The following is a 19,775-nucleotide window of genomic DNA, read 5'->3' as shown; positions in this document are numbered from 1 at the left end:
TCAAAGAATGCTCCGGAAGGCACTTCCGCGCCTCTTGCCTGGACGACCACCGGGCTTGGCCGATCCCTTAGGTCGTTACCAGCATATCGTGGGTCTCCTGGGAGATCACCTGCTGCATACTGGACTTGATAATGTCGCAGCCGGCCGCCAGATGCTCCATCGAGACGGTCAGCGGGGGCATGATCTTCAGCACACGGTCTCCTCTGCCGACTCTCTCAATGATGAGCCCGTTCTCGAAGCAGATCTCCGTCATCCGCTTCGCACCGGCTTCATCCGTGAAGCCCGAGACGTCAATGCCCCAGATCAAGCCGAGTCCGCGGATGTCGATGGACGGATGCAGAGGCTTGATTTCTTTGTCAAGGAACGAGCGCACAAACTCTTCCTTCTGCTTCACCTGGGCTTCCAGGTCGGATCTGTCCCGGAACTCGAGAGCGGCCTTGGCGGCCACAAAAGCGAGCTGGTTGCCACGGAAGGTGCCGTTGTGCTCGCCCGGCGTCCAGAGATCCAGTTCGGGCTTCAGCAGCAGAAGGGACATTGGCAGGCCGTACCCGCTGATCGACTTCGACAGGGTAATGAGATCCGGCTCGATCCCCGCACGTTCGAAGGAGAAGAATTCGCCTGTCCGGCCGCAGCCGACTTGAATCTCGTCGGTGATGAGCAGGATATCGTGCCTGCGGCAAAGCTGCTGCAGCCCGCGCAGCCACTGCGCGTCCACGACGTGAACCCCGCCTTCGGCTTGTACCGTTTCAAGCAGAATGGCGGCCGGCTTGTCGATTCCGGAGTGCGAATCAGTCAGGATATCCTCCATATAGCCGAGCGTATCCATGCCCGCGTAAGCCCCGCTCGGGTGCGGCATGAACGTAATTCCGCCCAGAGGAAGACCTGCCCCTTCCCTCATGGACTTGGAGCTTGTCGCCGACAGGCTGCCGAGCGACATGCCGTGGAAGCCGCCCATGAATGCGAATATCCCGGTTCTCTTCTTCGCCTTGCGAGCGAGCTTCAGGGCCGCTTCCACCGCGTTCGTCCCCGTAGGACCGCAGAATTGAAGCTTGTAATTCAGCTTCTTCGGCTCCAGGATCCGCTCCGAGAAGCTCTGGATGAATTCGCGCTTGGCTATTGTATACATATCCAAACCGTGCATAATTCGGTCGGAGGTCAAGTAATCGAGAATCCGGTCCTTGATATAATCGTTGTTATGACCGTAATTCAGTGCGCCGGCACCTGCAAAAAAATCAATATAGGCTCTTCCGTCCTCAGAATATAACAGGTCCCCCTTGGCCCGGTCGAATTCCACCGGGAAGCTTCTGCAGTAAGATCTTACGTTGGATTCCAGCTTTTCATAAATGCTCACGCGCTTCATCCTCCATCGGAATTGGGATATGGTTGGTTCATCCGTTCTGAACCTTCTGACGTCATAGAGCAACATATTCTCGGCTGTCATTTTCCGCAATTGTCGGTCCCCGCATGCCGGCTTGCCGGGCAGCCAGTGGACTGGTCTCTCGCGCACAGCATGAATCGGGGTAAACCCCCTCCTATCCTATCTTCTAACATAACAGGTAAGGTGTTCCATGTAGGATTATATCAAGATTTTGAGTAATGAATAATAAATCTTTAGTTAACTTTAGTAGATTCAACATAATATGTTAATATTTTCGCCTGAAAAGAGTGAATGGAGAAGAACGTTGGTGATGGTTAGCGATCAATCGAGGAATTTGACGCGTGTCGACATCCAGGTGGGATGCTGGATAATTTGGGGGTTACTTCCTGTAGAGATTCTCTACCAGCGCTCCGAATCCTTGCGCTTTGCGATAACTTAACATGAACCTGAAGAAAGTAGCCTGGTTGGACCGTGACCGGATGCGCATGCAGCCAACTCCAGACGTTCCATTATCTTTTTAATGAGCTCTTATGCCTCAGATATTAACTTCGATTATACGGGACATCTGTAACTTGAAATGGACCTGTCGAAACGATGAGAAGCCCACCGCTTCTGAAGCAACGGTGGGCTCTTCTGTGTGCCTCTTACCTACAACGTTGATTTAATAAACCTTAGATTTCAACCCATTGATTTGCGAAAGCCTCGACATAGAAGCAGTCACTATAAATCAGCGAAAACACCCGTCCGGCCGTATAAAATGCTGGAGAACCGTATCTCCTACAGATGTGAAGTCATCCGGTCTAGTTTGTCCTTCAAACAAGAGCCCGATCGATCGGTACTGACCCGCCGGTCCAAATCCTGCAAGAAGACCACGGCAAAGGCTCCCCGCTCCAGAACGGATCCTCCTCTGGCAAGCCGAGCGGAAGGAATACAGCCGAACACAGGTACAAACTGCCGGTTGATATATACGCTTCCCCGAGATCGGGCTGATGACCGCAAAATCCAATCTGAAGCCAGCCATTATCATCGAAATTGCCGGGAACCTCCATCATCCTGCGGATCACCTTGCCAAGCGCGCACCGAACCTGAGCGGGATGTATATGATCGGCCAGCCGATGCTGCAAGGCCATCTGGGCTAGATGCTGGAAGGCGCCGAAACGGTACGTAATAGAGCGGCCTAAGGCAGGAAAAGCGCCTTCAGGAGAAATTAGCTTTTCCTGTATATCTCCGTATCGGACGGCTCTTCTAAGAATCGGTTCACGGAGTGCCATCCAATCGGGTTCAAGGTTCCCTATGGTCTCTATAATATCGACCAGCATCGGTTGAATGACGAAGCTGTTGTAATAATCGGAGTGATATTCTGGTCCGTCCGAATACATGCCATCTCCCAGGTACCACTGATCATGCTGCTTTAAAGCGAAATCTACCCGCATGCGGTCCCATGCAGCTCCCATCTTGAACAAGGCCGACTCAATCATCGCACCAAACAAGAGCCAGTTGGAGAAAAAAGGCTTCCTGGTTCTGGTCTGTTCAAGAGCGCGTACGACATGTTTCTGAACCGGCCCATCCAGATTTTTCCATAGCTCGTTGGGTGCTCTTAGAAACGCATGAGCCAGAAATGCCGCATCGACGATAGGCTGATGGCCATCCGTGAAATTACAATAATCAGGGGAGTCCGGATCGACTATAGATTCAATCGTCTTTCGAGCAAGTGACGCGTAATGCGCTCTTACCCGCTCCTCTTCCGAGTCCTGTGCCTGCCTCTCCAACCAGGGAGCCAAACCCATCAAGGACCTTCCAACCGCTTCAAGATAGGTAAACGATGGCCTGTCCTCCAATTTCCCATGAACGGGCATATTCGCTTTTAATTGTCTGCGTGAGCATGACTCCAGCACAGGCGATACGATTTGCAGCATCGTATCGATCCAGTACTGACGGTCCGATTTCCCTTCCATCCCTGATCTCCCCTTTTCCAAAACAAAGCACAGCACTGGGATACAAGAGCTGTACGTTGTCTATTGGTTACTTCGCTCGAAACTTTACCGACACTCTACTTCTAATATACTTTCCGCTTCCAACCTTGCAATTTGGCGAGAGCCTCCACGTAGTAGTAATCCCCATAAATCAGCGAGACGTTCACATTCGCGTTGGCCGGCTTATGACTGGTGCCGCCAAGCAGAATGCCCTCGTGGTCCGGCATATCCCAAGTGCCATACTGCTCCGTTAGTGCTTGAAGGATTCTGCACGCGCTCCGGTAGTACAAGGAGGACTCCTCCTGAGGGACCAGCTCTGCAATCTCCAGCAGCCCTGAGGCCGCAATCGCCGCGGCTGATGTATCTCGTGGCTCACCTTCCCGGTTCGGAACACGGAAGTCCCAATACGGAACATAATCTTCAGGCAGTGAGGCAAGGAAATAATGGGCTACCCTTTTGGATGCATCCAGGTATCGAATGTCTTTCGTAAATCGGTAGGTGTTGGCCATTCCGTAAAGCGCCCAAGACTGCCCGCGGCTCCAGGCTGATTCCGGCCCATAGCCTTGCCCGCCTATCGATTCCAGCATTTCACCGGTTTCGGGATTGAAACTGACGATATGATTGCATGAACCGTCCGGACGGATAAAATACTGCAGCACCGTATCGGCATGCTTCATCGCAATATGCTTATACCGGGGATCCTTGGTTTCCTCCGCAGCCCAGAACAGCAAGGACAAATTCATGGAGCAATCTACAATGGCCCAACCGGATAAGTTATCATTCCAGGCGCGGATATAGTTCCCCACAGGGTTAAATCGGCCAGCCAAGTAATTGGCGGCGGCAATTCCGCGGCGCCGGGCCTCTTTGTCTCCTGTGATCCAATATTTCATAACCGCCGTATTCAGGAATTGAAAGCCTACGTCATGATCTAATTTAATGCTCGTGTTCATGACCGTTTCTATCGTTTCATCCCATTTCCAAGCGAGTTCCCGCAGATGGGCTTTTCCATTTATATCGTGCATCAGCCACAGAATGCCCGGCCAGAAGCCCGAGGTCCACCATCCAGCAGGATTATCGTCGTATTTACCGTCTGCTCCTGCTGCGTGGGGACAACGGTCACCCAGTTGTTTAGCCATTCGGTCAACCTTCTCCTCAAGCTTGCTCCATACTTCAGTAAAATACGTCGATGCCGTTTCCGTTACCATTTTCTTTTCCACCCCTTATTAGATGATGTAATCAGACCAAACATGATCGATCGGCATGGATCGACCGTTCCAGATGCGACAGGCTTCCAACGCTCCAATCATCATACCTTTGACCAAATACTTTTGGATAAACGGACTCTCCTCGGTAAGGGCTTTCATTGTTTTATTAATTATAGGCTCCGATGAGGCGGCAAGTAAATAAACGATAATAGCAATTTACTGATCTTATGTGCTTTTTGAGATATAATAATTGACATCAACCGCTATATTCAAAAGGAGGAATGTCATGCTTCGAATAATCCAAGGGGGCTACAACTTTACGCATCCGGATGGAGTTACGATCGATCGTCCATATGGGATTGAACACTATGTTTTTGTGCTTTTCAAGAGCAAGACAAACGTGATCATCAATAACGAGTCTTATATCGTCGACAAAAACTCCTATATTCTCATCCGCCCCTCCACCAGTTATCTTTATCGCGACCTGGAGAAGCCCTTCATCAACGACTGGTTTCATTGCAATGGTGATGAGGAAATGGCAGATTTACTATCGGATCTAGAGATCCCGGTCGATACGCCAATGAGAGCAGTGGACCCGCTTCACTTGTCCAAATACATATTCGATTTGCATCATATAAATTTTCAGGGAGGACCGCTGTGCGAGCAAATTATTGACGCTGATTTAAAGTCATTTTTTCTTAAGCTGAGCAATATGCAGCAGCAAAGAGCCGCACTTCCCGAAATAACCAACCGTTATCTTTCCGAGTTCAGCGAACTTCGCAATCAGATCTATCTCACCCCGCAAATTAAGCAATCCGTAGGCTCGCTAGCTGCACAATTAAATTTGAGCAAATCGTATTTCCAACACATCTACAAAGATTTATTTGGATGCCCCGTGACTGTAGACATTATCAAAAGCAGACTCGAATATGCCAAATTTCTTTTAGACAGCAGTCTATTATCCGTTGCCGCTGTCTCCAAAACGTGCGGCTACGCAAATGAATCTCATTTTATGCGTCAATTTAAGAAATACGTAGGTGTGACCCCCAGTCAATATAAATCGAGGCAGCAACACCCGTAATACGTGAAGATAAACCTGATTTCAGAGACTGACAATGCGGTAGTTTCCGATGAATGTTGATGTTCGTGAAGTCTTTCGTGAAGTCAATTTCGGGAAGGAGGGTCAACAGTTGAGGAATCAGTAGAGTTTCAATTTTATTAGTTTTCTCCCAAGAAAAAGGAAGGATATCTTCAGTAATAAGTTCCTGAGATATCCTTCGATTTTGTATACGTTTGATATTAATGTGAGTTAAAAAGTATGTGCTACATCTTTTGCACGAGCAATTGCATTTTCTTTGATTTCTTGTGCTTTATCAGACATGGCATTGTGTCCTTCCACAAAGACCCCATCGAAAGACGGCACACCAAAGAATCTCATCATAACGCCAAGGTAACGATGCCCCATTTCCATTTCTGCTGCAGGGCCTTCAGAATAAATACCACCGCGCGCTTGGATGTGTAAGGCTTTCTTATCGGTTAATAATCCTACTGGTCCTTGCTCCGTGTATTTAAATGATTTACCAGCAACTGATACGGAGTCCAAATATGCTTTCATGACCGGCGGGAAAGAGAAATTCCACAGTGGTGTGACAAAAACATACTTGTCAGCTGTAACAAATTGGTCACTTAATTCACCAAGACGACCCACTTTCGCTTTCTCCTGTTCGGATAACTCTTCAAAACCTGCACCCGATTGAAGTTTTCCCCATCCACTAAAAATGTCTGCATCAATTTGTGGAATATTTTCTTTGTATAAGTCCATATGGATTACTTCGTCACCAGGATTGACTTGTTTATAAGTATCTATAAAAGCCTTTCCTACCGCCATACTATAAGACTGAGTATCATCATGTGGATGTGCTGTTATATACAATACTTTTGTCATTTTTTTAATCATTTCCTTTCTGATATTGAGTTATATTACTCTTTAATTATGAACAATAAGAATGGTTTTAATGCTCATCCGTACAGTAAATTTTTGTATAGATTTAATGCGTGGGAGTACAAGGAATTTTGGCGGCCGCCAGTGGTTTAATGCATTAACAAGCGATGCCGGTACAGACTTAAAAGACCGATGTCATAAATAGACACAACGTGACTGGAAAATAAGCGCTGCATCGTGCGCATATCACGAAGTGAATGGCTACAATGAATTTTTCTGGATTAGTGACATATGATTTTATAGCGGAAAATGGAACCCCAGCGCCAGTTGATCCTTTGACGTAGTTCAAAAGAACATACTGTATAGTCTTAAAGAGTGCGTCAGTATATTGGGCTCGGATAGATAGAAGTGTTTCCGCAGAGAAATGACTATTTCCCATTTCAATTTCACTCAAGTTCCCTTGTGATAGGCCTATATATTATTTTCTTTGCGGATACATTTGATTCTATAGCTATTGTCACTCTTCAATTTCACCAGTCTGTAGTTCTTTGTAGATCAACTTATACACAAATTTAAAAGGGAGCACCCAATTATTTCTCTCTCGGGGCTCCCTTTTAGATGTTCAATCATCTTTCTTATCGGTTCCACACATCATCTTTAACTGGTTCCAGACATCTTTACAGACATCATCATCATACGACAAATTTAAGGATTTACTACTCCACTGTCACGCTCTTCGCCAGGTTACGCGGCTTGTCGACGTCATGGCCGAGCGCCAGGGAAGCGTAATAGGAGATCAGCTGCAGCGGTACAACCGACAGTGCCGGTGTCAAAAGCGGCAGCGTGTTCGGGATCGCGAACAGCTCGTCAACAGACTTGCCTACTTCGAGCTGGTTGTTCTGGTTCGTGACACCCAGTACATAAGCACCGCGAGCCGTTACTTCCTTGATGTTGCTCAGCGTCTTCTCGTAGAGATCCTCCTGTGTCACCAGCGCTATAACCGGTGTGCCTTCCTCAATCAATGCCAGCGTGCCATGCTTCAGTTCGCCTGCCGCATAAGCCTCAGAGTGGATATAAGAGATCTCCTTCAGCTTTAACGAGCCTTCCTGTGCAACGCCCCAATCGAGTCCTCGGCCAATAAAGAACAGGCTGCTGTGCTTCGCCATTGACTCGGCAATTTTCTTCAATATTTCGGATTGCTCCAGAATCAGCTCAACCTGCTCCGGAAGCTCATTCATCGCACTAAGCACACCCGCAATGAACTCTTCATCACGTGTGCCAATTGTCTGTGCCAGATACAGGCCCAGCAGATAGAATGCCACAAGCTGTGACGTATAGGCTTTCGTAGACGCAACCGCAATTTCCGGTCCTGCCCAAGTTGTAATGACATCATCCGCCTCACGGGCTACCGAGCTGCCCACCACGTTCGTGATCGCGAGCACGCGGGCTCCGCAGCGCTTCGCCTCACGCAATGCAGCAAGCGTATCAGCGGTTTCTCCTGACTGGCTGACCACGATAACCAACGTGTCCGGCGTGATGATTGGGTTACGGTAACGATACTCCGAAGCGACATCCGTCTCAACTGGAATGCGCGCCAACTGCTCGATCACCGTCTTGCCGATCAGGCCGGCATGATAGGCCGTTCCGCAGGCAACAATATGGACACGGTTGATACCCTTGATCTGCTCAGGAGTCATTCCCACCTCAGGCAGTACCACCTTGCGGGAATCATCCGAGATACGGCCGCGCATGGTATCACGGTAAGCCTTCGGCTGCTCATGAATTTCTTTCAGCATGAAATGGTCGAAACCGGACTTTTCAGCAGTGATGAGATCCCAATCGACACGGAATATTTCCTTGGAAATAATTTCGCCTTCAGTCGTCATCAGCTCGACACCATTACGTGTCAAAATCGCCATTTCGCCGTCGTTCAGAATATATACATCACGCGTATGCTCCAGAATAGCTGGAATGTCAGAGCCGATGAAGTTTTCGCCTTCTCCGATACCGATCACGAGCGGGCTGGCAAAACGAACAGCTACCAGACGGTCGGGCTCATATTCGGTGAGTACGCCAAGTGCGAATGCGCCGCGCATGCGTTTTACCGCGCGCTGTACCGCTTTGACGATGTCGCCGTCGTACTCGGAAGCAACCAGGTGAGAGATGACCTCTGTATCCGTCTCAGATACAAACTTGTGTCCGTTCATCATCAGCTCTTCCTTGAGCTCCAGGTAGTTCTCTACAATACCGTTGTGAACAACGGAAAATTTAAAGGAATTATCCGTATGGGGATGAGAGTTCTCATCCGACGGCTTGCCGTGCGTTGCCCAGCGTGTGTGTCCAATCCCGACAGAACCTTCGAGCGGTGCATTCGTCAGCTTCTCCTCAAGTACCGCAAGACGTCCCTTGGACTTCTTCACAACCAGTCCCTGCTCCGTGAATACTGCAATACCTGCCGAGTCATAGCCGCGGTATTCCAGCTTCTTCAAACCTTCGATCAGAATGCTCTGTGAATCTCTCTTACCAATATAGCCAACTATTCCGCACATGTTTAATAGACCTCCGCTTGTTCGGTTTTTTGTGAAAATACCGAAGCCCCGGATACCGTGCGTGGCTGCTTAAGACATACATTCAATTGTTATTTCCCGAACGTGTTCCGGTGCGCAACAACCTGCTGTCCTAACCATGCTCCACGGCAGCGGGGACATTCGAGAAATGCATATCATATAACGATTCCGTATCGCGATTTACCTGCTGTCATTCCGCCGATTCGTTGTCCGCCCGGTCGCCCGGACGTTTTGCGTTTCAGCTTACGGCTTGAATGAATAGCCGGGAGGTCCCCGCCGAACAATTCGAACACCCCCACCTCGTCAGCTTGCCGTATCAACAGTCGGGCCAACCAAGCTTACCCTTCCATGATACCCGCACAAGCTCTGGCGCTTATGAAGCTTTATGGTCAACCTCTGCCCTGCCTTTCCTTCTTGAATCACTTATCCTATCATATTCATTTTCCGCCTCGCGTGCAACCGAGATTTTTGTCGCTCCTGGTCGAACAAACAAGATATAACAGCCGACTACACCCGCTTATAGACCTATTTTTCTGAAAACAAATCGCCTGAGCCATCATTCGCTGTTATCTCAAGGCAAATAAAAACCCCTATGCACATGAGTACACATGCAGAGGGGTGTGCGAATCAGGCGGGAGCTTTAAACTGCTGAAGCAGCACCCAGCTCCGCCTTTACCACTTCTACAATCTGATTGACATAGCCTTCGATCTGAGCCTTGTCAGGACCTTCCGCCATAACGCGGATCAGGGACTCCGTACCGGATGGGCGAACCAGCACCCGGCCGTTGTCACCAAGCTCCAGCTCTACCTTTTCAACAGCTGCAGCAATGGCTGCATTGCCCTTGTACAGGCTCTTATCGCCAACGCGGACGTTAACCAAAACCTGCGGATATTTACGCATCAAGGTTTTGAGCTCCCCAAGCTTCTTGCCGGAAGCCACCAGTGTATCAACAAGCTGAAGCGCGGTCAAAATGCCGTCTCCAGTCGTATTATAATCGAGGAAAATAACATGGCCGGATTGTTCACCGCCCAGATTAAACCCGCCGCGGCGCATCTCTTCCATCACGTAGCGGTCACCTACAGCCGTACGCGCTGATTTAAGCCCTAATCCTTCTGCTGCCTTGAAGAATCCGATATTACTCATTACAGTCGTTACAACTGTATCATGCTTCAGCTTGCCGCTCCGCTTCATCGCATCGCCGCAGATGCACAGAATAAAGTCGCCATCCACTTCCTCGCCCTGCTCGTCTATAGCAATCAAGCGGTCTGCATCCCCGTCGAATGACAGGCCCAGGTCTGCCCCATGCGCAAGAACCTGCTCCCTCAGATATTCAGGATGCGTAGAGCCAACACCATCATTAATGTTCAAGCCGTTCGGCTGTGCACCAACCGTAATAATCTCGGCTCCCAGCTCACGAAATACAGTCGGAGCCAGCTCATACGCTGATCCATGAGCGCAATCCAGAACAATTTTGAGGCCATTGAAGGATTGTTGTACAGTCGTCTTCAAGTAGTCCAGGTAGCGGTATTTGGCCTCATCGTCGACAGTTACCGTACCAATACCTGCGCCTTCAGGACGCGGTAGCGCATCTGCTTCAGCATCCATCAGACGCTCAATTTCAAGCTCAGTCTCATCGGACAGCTTGAATCCATCCGCGCCGAAGAATTTTATGCCGTTATCGGCAACAGGGTTGTGGGAAGCCGAGATCATTACTCCTGCATCCGCCCCCAGAAGTCTTGTCAAATATGCCACGGCCGGTGTTGACACGACACCAATGCGGATTACACTTGCGCCAATCGACAGAAGACCTGCCGTTAATGCCGCTTCAAGCATGGGACCCGATATCCGTGTATCCCGTCCAATAATTACCTTTGGTTTATCTGCTTTTCCTGCCAGAACATATCCGCCACAGCGTCCGATTTTGTAAGCAAGCTCAGGTGTTAATTCACGATTCGCTACACCGCGAACACCGTCTGTTCCAAAATATTTCCCCATTGTCAGATCCAATCTCCTTTTGTCATTAAAGGCAGTAGTTAATCGCCTTATCATTCTATTCAACCCGGATCCCCGGATTCCTGCCCTTCATTGGTCCCATTTTGCCTCGGCTCAGCCGGTGCTTTTCCTGTACTATCAGTCGCTTCTCCGCTTGAGTTCCCTGTACCTGCATTTTCGGCTTGGCTGCTGCCTTCCTCTGCATCCTCTGCCGAGGGCTGCTCAGCCTGATCTCTTACTGGAGCTCGCTCCTCCGATTCTGCCTCCGCCGATGTCTCCTTCGCTGGGTCCACTATATTCACGCTCACCACGGGCGGTTCTGCGAAGCCTGGCGTTACAGACGAAGGCAGATGTATATCTACTCTGACATCATGCTGCCCCGGCGGCAGTCCATTCAAGTCGGCGATAATCTGCACATCCTTAGCTGTAAGTCCGGCCAGGACACTAGGCGCTCCCGTAACCTGGATATCAATCATGCCTTCGGCAGGCTCTACAAAATCTGCTTCCAGCCCTTCCGATAACCCCGCGATTGTTACCTCAAGCTGCGGAAGGGTTACCGTCTCTGACGGCTCCAGTTCCACGGTAACTTCAATTTGTTTAGGCTCTACCGCAGTTAGTCCGTTTGTCGGCTTCAGCTCCAGCGGTATCATGCCCGATTCTTTAACAGCAGCAAGATTAATAACCGCTCCGTCGTAAAATTCCAGCTGATCTAGAACTTCCTGCGGTCCATATACAGTCACCGTATCTACTGAAGGCTGAATAGATGCTAAGCTAAGGCCATTCTGCAGCTTGCCTGTATAACTGAGCTGCAGCGGCAGTGACTTGAACGGCAGCGTTATCGGGACCTCCACCTCTACAACATTCGGGTTAAGGACCGCATCGCTGATTTCTTTGCCGTTTGCATCGTAAGCAGCCAGCCGCACTTTCTTCTCCACCAGATTCTCGCCTACACCATCTACACTCACAATGGCGCCTACCATGGCAACCCGGTCCATTCGATCCTTTGGCAAGGTAACAAATACACGGCTGTTCGGCTTCACAATCGGAGTGCCCACCTTATATCCATTCGCAGGCTGTCCGCTTGTTTTGACCTCAGCTACAAATTCCTTCGTCTGTACAGATACCAATTCAACCCTCACTCTGGACGGCGAAATATCGCGCAGCCGTACCCTGGATGGTAATTCATATCGCAAGGTAAGCTCATGTTCGCCCTCCGACAGCCCGCTTAAATCCACCCAGACCTTATACGCATCCGGAGACGCCGACAAGAGATCAGAACGGCTTCCCTCTACCATCATGCGAACGACCGTAGGCTCCATGACCCTAAGCGCCATATCCTTCTCATCCAGCCCTTCAGCATGAATAGTGACTGCCTCATAAATCTTGGTATCTGTGGTTGCCGTGACCGTATTAGGTGATTCCGGGTCAAAGTGAACAACCGCCCACAGCAGCAATGCCAGAGCGAGGGAAATAATCTTAAGTGACGTAGGATGATTCAGCCATTTATCCATTCTGATCCCCCTTCCGTTTCCAGAAGGACATTTTTGGTTTAGCCCGCTCGGCTGCCCGCTTCGGACTTAATTCCTCGAACAGCTTTGAGATCAATGATTCTTCTTTAATGTCGCGTACCACCATGCCATGTACGGCCAACGAAACCTGTCCTGTCTCTTCCGATACAACGATGGAAATTGCATCACAAACCTCGCTCACTCCGATTGCTGCCCGGTGTCTGGTTCCCAGCTCCTTGCTGATAAACGGATTTTCGGAAAGCGGCAAATAACAGGCGGCCGCCATAATCTGGTTGCCCCGGATAATCACCGCACCGTCATGAAGCGGCGTGTTTGGGATAAAGATATTAATAAGCAGCTCCGAGCTAATTCTGGATTGCATTGAGATGCCAGATTCAATATATTCATTCAGGCCAGTATCCCGTTCAAAAACAATTAATGCCCCTATTTTTCTGGCGGATAAATAATTGACAGCCTTAATAATTTCACTGATCCGGTCACTGATATCCCTGTCCACATAGGTTGTCCGGCCAAACAGCTTCCCCCTGCCTAGCTGCTCCAGAGCACGCCTGAGCTCCGGCTGAAAGATGATGAGTACGGTAACAACACCAAACGTAAACATCTGGTTCATCAGCCACTTCAGCGTATACAGGTTCAGCCAGGTACTGATCGCCCAAGTCGCAACCAATACGAATATCCCCTTGATCAGCTGTACAGCCCTTGTTCCCCGAATAAGCAGAATCAACTTATATATGATATAACTGACTATACCTACATCGATGATATCCTTAATCCATTCGTTCCAAGTCAAATTCGCAAAATAATTCACACACCCGCCTCCTATGGCGATTGCACCTTCATCTGTCTGTAATATGAACCATTAGTCTACATTCGGGATTCCCCGCTTGAAATCCTTCCAGGCCATCCCTTTATCACTATTGTAGCTTATATATAGAAAAAAAACCTCCCGAATTGTCCGGGAGGCTGTTATTTGTCATGATGCTAAATCATTTACCGTCCGTTTCAACTTGTACCATACCCAATCCAGCGCTTGGTTTATGGTTTTCTCTTCTCCGATAATATTGGCAGTAGAGGCCATATTCAACGTTCCATCAATGACGGTCAAGTTCCCCTGTATTTCTCCAGCGACCTCAGTTATTCCATTCTCCACCGTTAAATCGCCGTTCACTCTCGCCCCCTCAGGGACGATGACTCTGTTACCAGTGATTACAACCTGATCGAGGTCCGTTCCGCGTACGACGAGCTCTCCATGTTGCTCCCACATTGTGATGAAGCTTGACAGCATGACCATTGCAAACACGCTCGCTACCGCTATTGCAGGATGATTACGAAGCCAGCGTGTCCAAGAGCGCTTCTTTGGTGCTGTCGGCAGTGCGCCTATAATCCGGTCCGTAAGCGCAGCCGCATTATAAGCATCTGAGCCAGCCAGGCTTCTCGTATCCGCAGAGAACGCCGCCTGAACGTACGCCTCCGTTCGTTCAAGCTGTTCAAATCGGGACCTGCATGCCGGGCAAGCGAGCAAGTGGGCTTTCAGTTGGATCGCTTCTTCCCGCGGCAACTCGCCGTCCAAGTAGTCGTGAATCCATGACGTGGCGACATTGCAATTCATGGCAGCCAGTCCTTTCCTAGTTTGCTGAACACATGCTTGTGCTATACGATACGTGCCAGGAAGGCATCCGTTTCAACTTTTTTAGAAAAGCTTTTAAGAAAATTTTAGAAATGCGATACGTCATTAAAATTCCCGCTCCAGCCGTTTCCGCAGAAACTCTCTTCCCCGGTGAACTCTCGTCTTGACGGTTGTTACCGGCATATCAAGCACATCCCCGATTTCCTGGAGCGACAGCTCTTGAAGGTAGCGGAGGATCATCACCGTTTTGTACTTGGCTGGTAAGGTGTCAATCGCTTTATGTATCGTCTGCTGAACTTCAGAAAGCAGCGTCTCGCTTTCAGGCGTCCGGTTGTCACTCGGGATCATCGAGTAGCCATCTAATCCTTCATGCTCATTGGACTCCGCATCAAGCGAGTAGCTCGGCTTCCGTTTGCGAAGCCTGTCGATACACAGGTTTGTGGCTATCCTATAAATCCATGTCGAGAATTTCATGTTCTCATCGTAGCGGTCAAGATTCTTATACACACGTAAAAAAGTATCCTGTACCGCATCCTCTGCTTCCTGCCGGTTGTTCAGCATCCGATAAGCCATATGGTACAACTTGTCCTGATAAAGCCCGACGATCTCGGCAAAAGCCCGCTGATCGCCCTTCAAAGCCAGCCGCGCCAGTCGCGCTTCCATGGATATCACACCATCGTTCCTCCAGACGTGCCGCATGGCCGGATCTTGGCCGACCGTTCGGCAATACCGTACATTTCTATACGTAAGAAATCGTATTAGAAATTCGGCTGTAATACAAGAACCGGGATGAATGGATAGACCATTCAAACCCGGTGTGTAATCTTTAAACGTTCAGCAGGCCGATTAGCCTGTATTCCGAAGGCCAGCTGCGATGCCGTTAATTGTCAACAGCACTTCACGCAGCAGCTCTGCGTCATCCTGTTCCGAAGACCGGAGTGCACGCAGCTCCTTCAGCAGCTGTACCTGCAAATAACTCAGAGGGTCTACGTAAGGGTTGCGAAGCCTAATGGATTCCTGTATTACCGGAACATTGTCGAGGATTTCTTCCTGTCCGGTAATTTGCAGGATAATCTGCGAAGTAAGCTCATACTCCTGTTCAATTAGACTAAAAATCCGGCTGCGGACTGAATCATCCTTGATCATACCCGCATAGCCCTCGGCAATATGAAGATCTGCTTTGGCAAGAGCCATCTGAAGATTATCGATAAGCGAGCGGAAGAACGGAAATTCATTATAAGCCTGCTTAAGCAAGTTCAGCTTCTCTTCACTGCCGGCAGTATATTGTACCATTGCCGTGCCCGCTGCATACCAGGCAGGAAGCAAATAACGGCTCTGCGTCCATGCAAACACCCATGGTATTGCGCGAAGGTCCTCGAAGCGGTCGCTATTTTTACGCTTGGAAGGTCTTGAACCGATATTTAGCTCTCCGATTTCGTTCAGCGGTGTTGATTCCTTGAAGAAGGTCAGGAAGTCCGAATCACGGAAGATCAGATCCTGGTATTTTACCTGCGCCAGCTCGGAAATCGACTTCGCCATTTCTTCAAACCGGTCAAAGTTTCCTAGCCTTGCTTCAGGGAACTTTGCCTGCTTCGCTGCAGTAATCAATGCCCATGTGGCTTGTTCCAGGCTTCTGTATGCGATGCCCTGCATAGCATAGCGGGAGGAGAGCACCTCGCCCTGCTCAGTTATTTTGATGCCGCCGCCAATTGTATGAGGAGGCTGAGCCAGAATACTTCTGTTAAGCGGCATGCCGCCCCGGCCCAGCGCTCCGCCCCGGCCATGGAAGAACTTGAGCTTTATGTCATAGGCCTTAGCCACCTTCGTAATATCCTTGAGCGCTACCCGCAGCTCCCAGTTAGCGGTTACTACCCCGCCGTCCTTATTGCTGTCAGAGTAGCCCAGCATAATCTCCTGGAGGTCCTGACGGGCTGAAACAGCTGCACGGTAGATCGGAAGCTCGAACAACCGCTTCATAATGTCCGGTGCTGCGTGCAGATCGTCGATCGTCTCGAAGAGCGGCACGGACTGCAGGGTGCAGCGCACATTTCCGTTAGCGTCCTTATGGAACAAGCCAACCTCCTTAGCAAAAACCATTACCTCAAGAAGGTCACTTGCGCCCTGGGTCATACTGATCAAGTAGCTTGAGATACAATGCTCACCAAATTCCTGCTGCGCACGGTATACCGTACGGTATACATCCAGGCACTCCCTTGTGGAATCTGAGTATTCCAGATGGCTTGCTGTCAGCGGGCGCGGATCATTCAGCAAGCTATTCAGGAGCTCAATCTTAGCCTCTTCATCCAGTGCCGAATAATCGTCGACAATGTGCATCTGATTCAGGATCTCTGTCATTGCATTCTCATGTTCTTTACTGTGCTGTCTGATATCTAGTGCTGACATATGGAAACCAAACAATTCGACCTGCCGGATCAGCTTGCGGATCTGAGTATCTGCGACATAATCAGCAAAGTGCTGACGCAGGCTCCGGTCAATAATGAGCAGGTCTTGTTTAAGCTCCTCCGGGTTATTGTACCGCTGCGGCTGGCCTTTCATATCGTCAGACAGAGTGTTGGCCAGCTTCTCCAGCATAAAGCCGATCTTGATGCGATATGGCTCCTTCTCATTGCGCCATAGCTCTTTGCACTTACTTGTATCCAAGAATTGCTTATCCTTCTGGATCGATTCCATGAGCTCGTCGGATACGTTCACGATCGAGGTACTGAAGCTCAGCAGCTGCATAAGCTCCCGGAACGCTTCACGGTACTTCTTCACAGCGAGCTTACGGTGGAGCGTCAGGGTTTCCCATGTAACGTTTGACGTCACCGAAGGATTGCCGTCACGGTCTCCCCCGATCCAGGAACCAAACCGGAGGTACGCTGGTACATGCCAGTGTTCGCCCGGATAGTACTTATCCAGACACCGTTCAAGCTCCTCGTAAACCTCAGGCAGCACATCGAACAGTGTTTCATCAAAATAGAACAACCCATTGCGTACTTCATCAATTACGGTTGGTTTACGGCTGCGGAGCTCGTCCGTTTGCCATAGAGTCAGCACTTCATTCAACAGCTTCTCACGAAGCTTCTCCCGCTCACGGAATGTAAGTGTCGGATTGTCGAGTTCCATGACATCGTTCGCCATCCGTTTGTGAATATCAAGTACCGCTCTGCGCGTTGCTTCAGTCGGATGTGCTGTCATGACCAGCTCGAGTGATATCTCGGACATAATGGCCTGCACGTCTTCAACCGTAACGTTGCTGTCCTTCAAATCCTGGACCGCGCTTTCAATGGAACCCGGCTGAACAGCTTCACCCGCTGATCGCTCGTAATCCCGTTTTCTGCGGATACGATGATTTTGCTCGGCAATATTAACAAGCTGGAAGTAAATCGCAAACGCGCGGATGACCTGATGGCGAATCTCCGGGCTAAGTGACTCAATAACGTGCTTGAATGCTTCATACCGTTCAGTGGTGAACTCCGCACGAAGCGCCTTACTCATCTCCCGGATTTTCTCTACCTCGTTAAACAGCTCTTGTCCGCCCTGATGGACCAACACTTCGCCCAATATATTTCCTAGAAACCGGACGTCCCTCCGCAGCAGATTACTGGTTTGCGGACGGCCCGCCGCTTGTTGTGAAACCACCTGTTCGGACATACCCTTCCTCCTGACTTCATGACTTTCGTAAAAACATACTTTCCTTATCATACTACAAAATGCAACAAGGTTGAAGCCCTCTCATCTTTAGGTTGTATGAAAAAAAGCCTTGATTATCAAGGCTTTATAGTTACCAAGCCGCATAACTGCTAGGAAAACTGGTATCTATACAGCAACTAGCATGATGCATATTTATTCATAATCATGTGATGAAAGAAATAAAAAAGATCCTGATTGCTCAGGATCTTAGGGTTATGTAGTGGAGCGGGTGATGGGAATCGAACCCACGCTACCAGCTTGGAAGGCTGGAGTTCTACCATTGAACTACACCCGCGTGATAATATGGTCGGGACGACACGATTTGAACATGCGACCCCCTGGTCCCAAACCAGGTGCTCTACCAAGCTGAGCTACGTCCCGACATTTAAAACTTAATGGCGTGCCCTGAGAGATTCGAACTCCCGACCTTTTGATTCGTAGTCAAACGCTCTATCCAGCTGAGCTAAGGGCACTTACTTATAATGGAGCGGAAGACGGGAATCGAACCCGCGACCCTCGCCTTGGCAAGGCGATGCTCTACCGCTGAGCCACTTCCGCTTGTGTTGCTCTCTTAACGTTTTGTCAGAGGCGACAATTGATAATATACCACCTCCTCAAACTAAATGCAACTGTTTTTCGAAAAAAACTTTATTTTTTTTGTGATGTTCTCAAAAAAACTGTAATGACGCGCTTTTTCAACTGCCTAATGAACTGGCATGCGCTGCCTAAATACCTGAGGTAGAACTTTACTGAAGAGGCCATCATCCTGTTAAAATGAATTGTTACCTGGACACGTAATTGTTATACCCCTCACATTAAAAAGGGGAGGCTGTAATTAAAGGTTGTCCCTGAGTCGATACAAACTGCTTAGGGATCCTTTTAAACGTCCATCGGTCCGCGTGACTTCTCAGAAGCGTTCTGCTGACTGTACAGTGGTTTTCCCCCTGTTGGAGATTGTATCACGGGTTCTGAGGGGTTCTGAGGGCACCAGAGAGCTCTGGAGAGCCATCTAAAGAGTAATTCAATATTTACAGTATATGATATAATAAATAGGTTGTATAAGGAGTTACAAGAAACACAGCCGTGTATAACCCTGGGGTATATTTTCCTAACACCACCGTTTGTAATAAATGTACAGCATTATGAGCTAATACAACAATAAGGAAGCTGATAAAAAGCACCGCACTCCATGGACTTTCGGCAAAATGAGCTCTTAAGAAAACGATAACAGACATTACTGTAAAGATTACAACATCCCTTTTGGCAAAGTTATAGGAATTTACGTTCCAAAAGTTCCATATCCAAGCTGAAAGACGATTCCTCTTCAATCGTATATATTCTTCTGTCTGCTTGGCCCACTTCTCCACTGATATAATTTCCTCAAAATCATGTAACATAAATACCACAACAAATAACCAAATTAAATTATGTATTTCCAATGCATCAAATTCCTCTCTATAATCATAACTGGTATATCACTGGTGTCTATTTCGTCTGTGAATAATCCCCCATCTCACAACCACTGTATTCTGATGTTAACCCTGACTTTAAAGTAAAGGCTCAGAGAAAGCAAACTTCAACGATATGTCTAGAAAGTGCTTCAACTTAAAGTAAAGGTGTTCTGTCTATCCACGCTGATAAGAAGAAACTAGTATAATAACAAAAAACCCACGACCTGATAAGATCGTGAGTACATTTGTATGTATGGTGCGCGTAGAGGGACTTGAACCCCCACGGTCTCCCGCCAGATCCTAAGTCTGGTGCGTCTGCCAATTCCGCCATACGCGCATAAACATGAGCCATGTAGGACTCGAACCTACGACACCCTGATTAAAAGTCAGGTGCTCTACCAACTGAGCTAATGGCTC

General features: G+C 48.9%; 14 protein-coding genes and 6 tRNA genes. 1 reads left to right on the top strand and 19 read right to left on the bottom strand.

Translation table 11 applies throughout. From position 1 onward, the window contains the following. Window positions 1–67: 67 nt before the first annotated feature. The 3 genes from ectB to L1N82_RS22515 form a co-directional block, all read right to left on the bottom strand. Window positions 68–1,351 carry a diaminobutyrate--2-oxoglutarate transaminase gene (gene ectB / locus L1N82_RS22525; protein ID WP_235289712.1) on the bottom strand — a complete coding sequence of 428 codons (1,284 nt, stop codon included), beginning with the start codon at window positions 1,349–1,351 and terminating at the stop codon, window positions 68–70. 839 nt (window positions 1,352–2,190) lie between these two features. Next, window positions 2,191–3,333, bottom strand: a complete 1,143-nt coding sequence (locus L1N82_RS22520; protein WP_235289711.1) for a DUF2264 domain-containing protein — start codon at window positions 3,331–3,333, stop codon at window positions 2,191–2,193. Between the two features lie 101 nt (window positions 3,334–3,434). Beyond that, a complete protein-coding gene (locus tag L1N82_RS22515; protein WP_235289710.1) occupies window positions 3,435–4,556 on the bottom strand; it encodes a glycoside hydrolase family 88 protein in 1,122 nt (373 codons plus the stop codon). Window positions 4,557–4,842: 286 nt separating this feature from the next. Here L1N82_RS22515 and L1N82_RS22510 point away from each other — a divergent pair, with 286 nt between their 5' ends. Further along, entirely contained in the window at window positions 4,843–5,637 is a 795-nt protein-coding gene (locus tag L1N82_RS22510; protein WP_235289709.1) for a helix-turn-helix domain-containing protein, read from the top strand. Window positions 5,638–5,865: 228 nt separating this feature from the next. Here L1N82_RS22510 and L1N82_RS22505 read toward each other — a convergent pair whose 3' ends face one another. From L1N82_RS22505 to L1N82_RS22430, 16 genes are all read right to left on the bottom strand, one after another. Continuing rightward, window positions 5,866–6,501 carry an FMN-dependent NADH-azoreductase gene (locus L1N82_RS22505; RefSeq protein ID WP_235289714.1) on the bottom strand — a complete coding sequence of 212 codons (636 nt, stop codon included), beginning with the start codon at window positions 6,499–6,501 and terminating at the stop codon, window positions 5,866–5,868. A 713-nt stretch (window positions 6,502–7,214) separates the two neighbouring features. Then, a complete protein-coding gene (gene glmS, locus L1N82_RS22500; RefSeq protein ID WP_235289708.1) occupies window positions 7,215–9,047 on the bottom strand; it encodes a glutamine--fructose-6-phosphate transaminase (isomerizing) in 1,833 nt (610 codons plus the stop codon). A 173-nt stretch (window positions 9,048–9,220) separates the two neighbouring features. Next, entirely contained in the window at window positions 9,221–9,385 is a 165-nt protein-coding gene (locus tag L1N82_RS22495; RefSeq protein WP_235289707.1) for a hypothetical protein, read from the bottom strand. A 320-nt stretch (window positions 9,386–9,705) separates the two neighbouring features. After that, window positions 9,706–11,061 (bottom strand): phosphoglucosamine mutase, encoded by a 1,356-nt coding sequence (gene glmM / locus L1N82_RS22490; protein ID WP_235289706.1) that lies wholly within the window; start codon window positions 11,059–11,061, stop codon window positions 9,706–9,708. 59 nt (window positions 11,062–11,120) lie between these two features. Continuing rightward, window positions 11,121–12,569, bottom strand: coding sequence for a CdaR family protein (locus L1N82_RS22485; RefSeq protein ID WP_235289705.1), 1,449 nt, complete (start codon window positions 12,567–12,569; stop codon window positions 11,121–11,123). Next, window positions 12,562–13,395, bottom strand: a complete 834-nt coding sequence (gene cdaA, locus L1N82_RS22480) for a diadenylate cyclase CdaA (RefSeq protein ID WP_235289704.1) — start codon at window positions 13,393–13,395, stop codon at window positions 12,562–12,564. Before cdaA ends, L1N82_RS22485 begins: the two co-directional genes overlap by 8 nt. A 165-nt stretch (window positions 13,396–13,560) precedes the next feature. After that, the gene (locus tag L1N82_RS22475; RefSeq protein ID WP_235289703.1) at window positions 13,561–14,196 is read right to left on the bottom strand and encodes a zf-HC2 domain-containing protein; all 636 of its coding nucleotides are present in this window, start codon (window positions 14,194–14,196) and stop codon (window positions 13,561–13,563) included. Window positions 14,197–14,319: 123 nt separating this feature from the next. Beyond that, a complete protein-coding gene (gene sigW, locus L1N82_RS22470) occupies window positions 14,320–14,877 on the bottom strand; it encodes an RNA polymerase sigma factor SigW (RefSeq protein ID WP_268822111.1) in 558 nt (185 codons plus the stop codon). A 183-nt stretch (window positions 14,878–15,060) separates the two neighbouring features. Next, on the bottom strand, window positions 15,061–17,868 hold the full coding sequence (gene ppc, locus L1N82_RS22465; RefSeq protein WP_235289701.1) for a phosphoenolpyruvate carboxylase: 2,808 nt from the start codon (window positions 17,866–17,868) through the stop codon (window positions 15,061–15,063). A 260-nt stretch (window positions 17,869–18,128) separates the two neighbouring features. Beyond that, window positions 18,129–18,202 (bottom strand) — tRNA-Gly (locus L1N82_RS22460). A gap of 9 nt (window positions 18,203–18,211) precedes the next feature. Beyond that, a tRNA-Pro gene (locus L1N82_RS22455) sits at window positions 18,212–18,288 on the bottom strand. Window positions 18,289–18,303: 15 nt separating this feature from the next. Next, window positions 18,304–18,380 (bottom strand) — tRNA-Arg (locus L1N82_RS22450). A 10-nt stretch (window positions 18,381–18,390) separates the two neighbouring features. Beyond that, window positions 18,391–18,465 (bottom strand) — tRNA-Gly (locus tag L1N82_RS22445). A gap of 470 nt (window positions 18,466–18,935) precedes the next feature. Continuing rightward, a complete protein-coding gene (locus L1N82_RS22440) occupies window positions 18,936–19,346 on the bottom strand; it encodes an HXXEE domain-containing protein (protein ID WP_235289696.1) in 411 nt (136 codons plus the stop codon). A 266-nt stretch (window positions 19,347–19,612) separates the two neighbouring features. Continuing rightward, window positions 19,613–19,695: transfer RNA gene (locus L1N82_RS22435), tRNA-Leu, on the bottom strand. Window positions 19,696–19,702: 7 nt separating this feature from the next. Beyond that, a tRNA-Lys gene (locus L1N82_RS22430) sits at window positions 19,703–19,775 on the bottom strand.

Source organism: Paenibacillus tarimensis (genome assembly GCF_021532315.1).
Classification (GTDB): domain Bacteria; phylum Bacillota; class Bacilli; order Paenibacillales; family Paenibacillaceae; genus Paenibacillus_I; species Paenibacillus_I tarimensis.
Note: the sequence above shows the minus strand (reverse complement) of the source record. Positions and strands in the feature narration are given on the sequence as shown.

Bases quoted from the DNA above. Each gene is read 5' to 3' on its own strand.
- L1N82_RS22520 (WP_235289711.1), bottom strand. From the start codon at position 3,333: ATGGAAGGGAAATCGGACCGTCAGTACTGGATCGATACGATGCTGCAA.
- L1N82_RS22515 (WP_235289710.1), bottom strand. From the start codon at position 4,556: ATGGTAACGGAAACGGCATCGACGTATTTTACTGAAGTATGGAGCAAG.
- L1N82_RS22510 (WP_235289709.1), top strand. From the start codon at position 4,843: ATGCTTCGAATAATCCAAGGGGGCTACAACTTTACGCATCCGGATGGA.
- L1N82_RS22505 (WP_235289714.1), bottom strand. From the start codon at position 6,501: ATGACAAAAGTATTGTATATAACAGCACATCCACATGATGATACTCAG.
- glmS (WP_235289708.1), bottom strand. From the start codon at position 9,047: ATGTGCGGAATAGTTGGCTATATTGGTAAGAGAGATTCACAGAGCATT.
- glmM (WP_235289706.1), bottom strand. From the start codon at position 11,061: ATGGGGAAATATTTTGGAACAGACGGTGTTCGCGGTGTAGCGAATCGT.
- L1N82_RS22485 (WP_235289705.1), bottom strand. From the start codon at position 12,569: ATGGATAAATGGCTGAATCATCCTACGTCACTTAAGATTATTTCCCTC.
- L1N82_RS22475 (WP_235289703.1), bottom strand. From the start codon at position 14,196: ATGAATTGCAATGTCGCCACGTCATGGATTCACGACTACTTGGACGGC.
- sigW (WP_268822111.1), bottom strand. From the start codon at position 14,877: ATGGAAGCGCGACTGGCGCGGCTGGCTTTGAAGGGCGATCAGCGGGCT.
- ppc (WP_235289701.1), bottom strand. From the start codon at position 17,868: ATGTCCGAACAGGTGGTTTCACAACAAGCGGCGGGCCGTCCGCAAACC.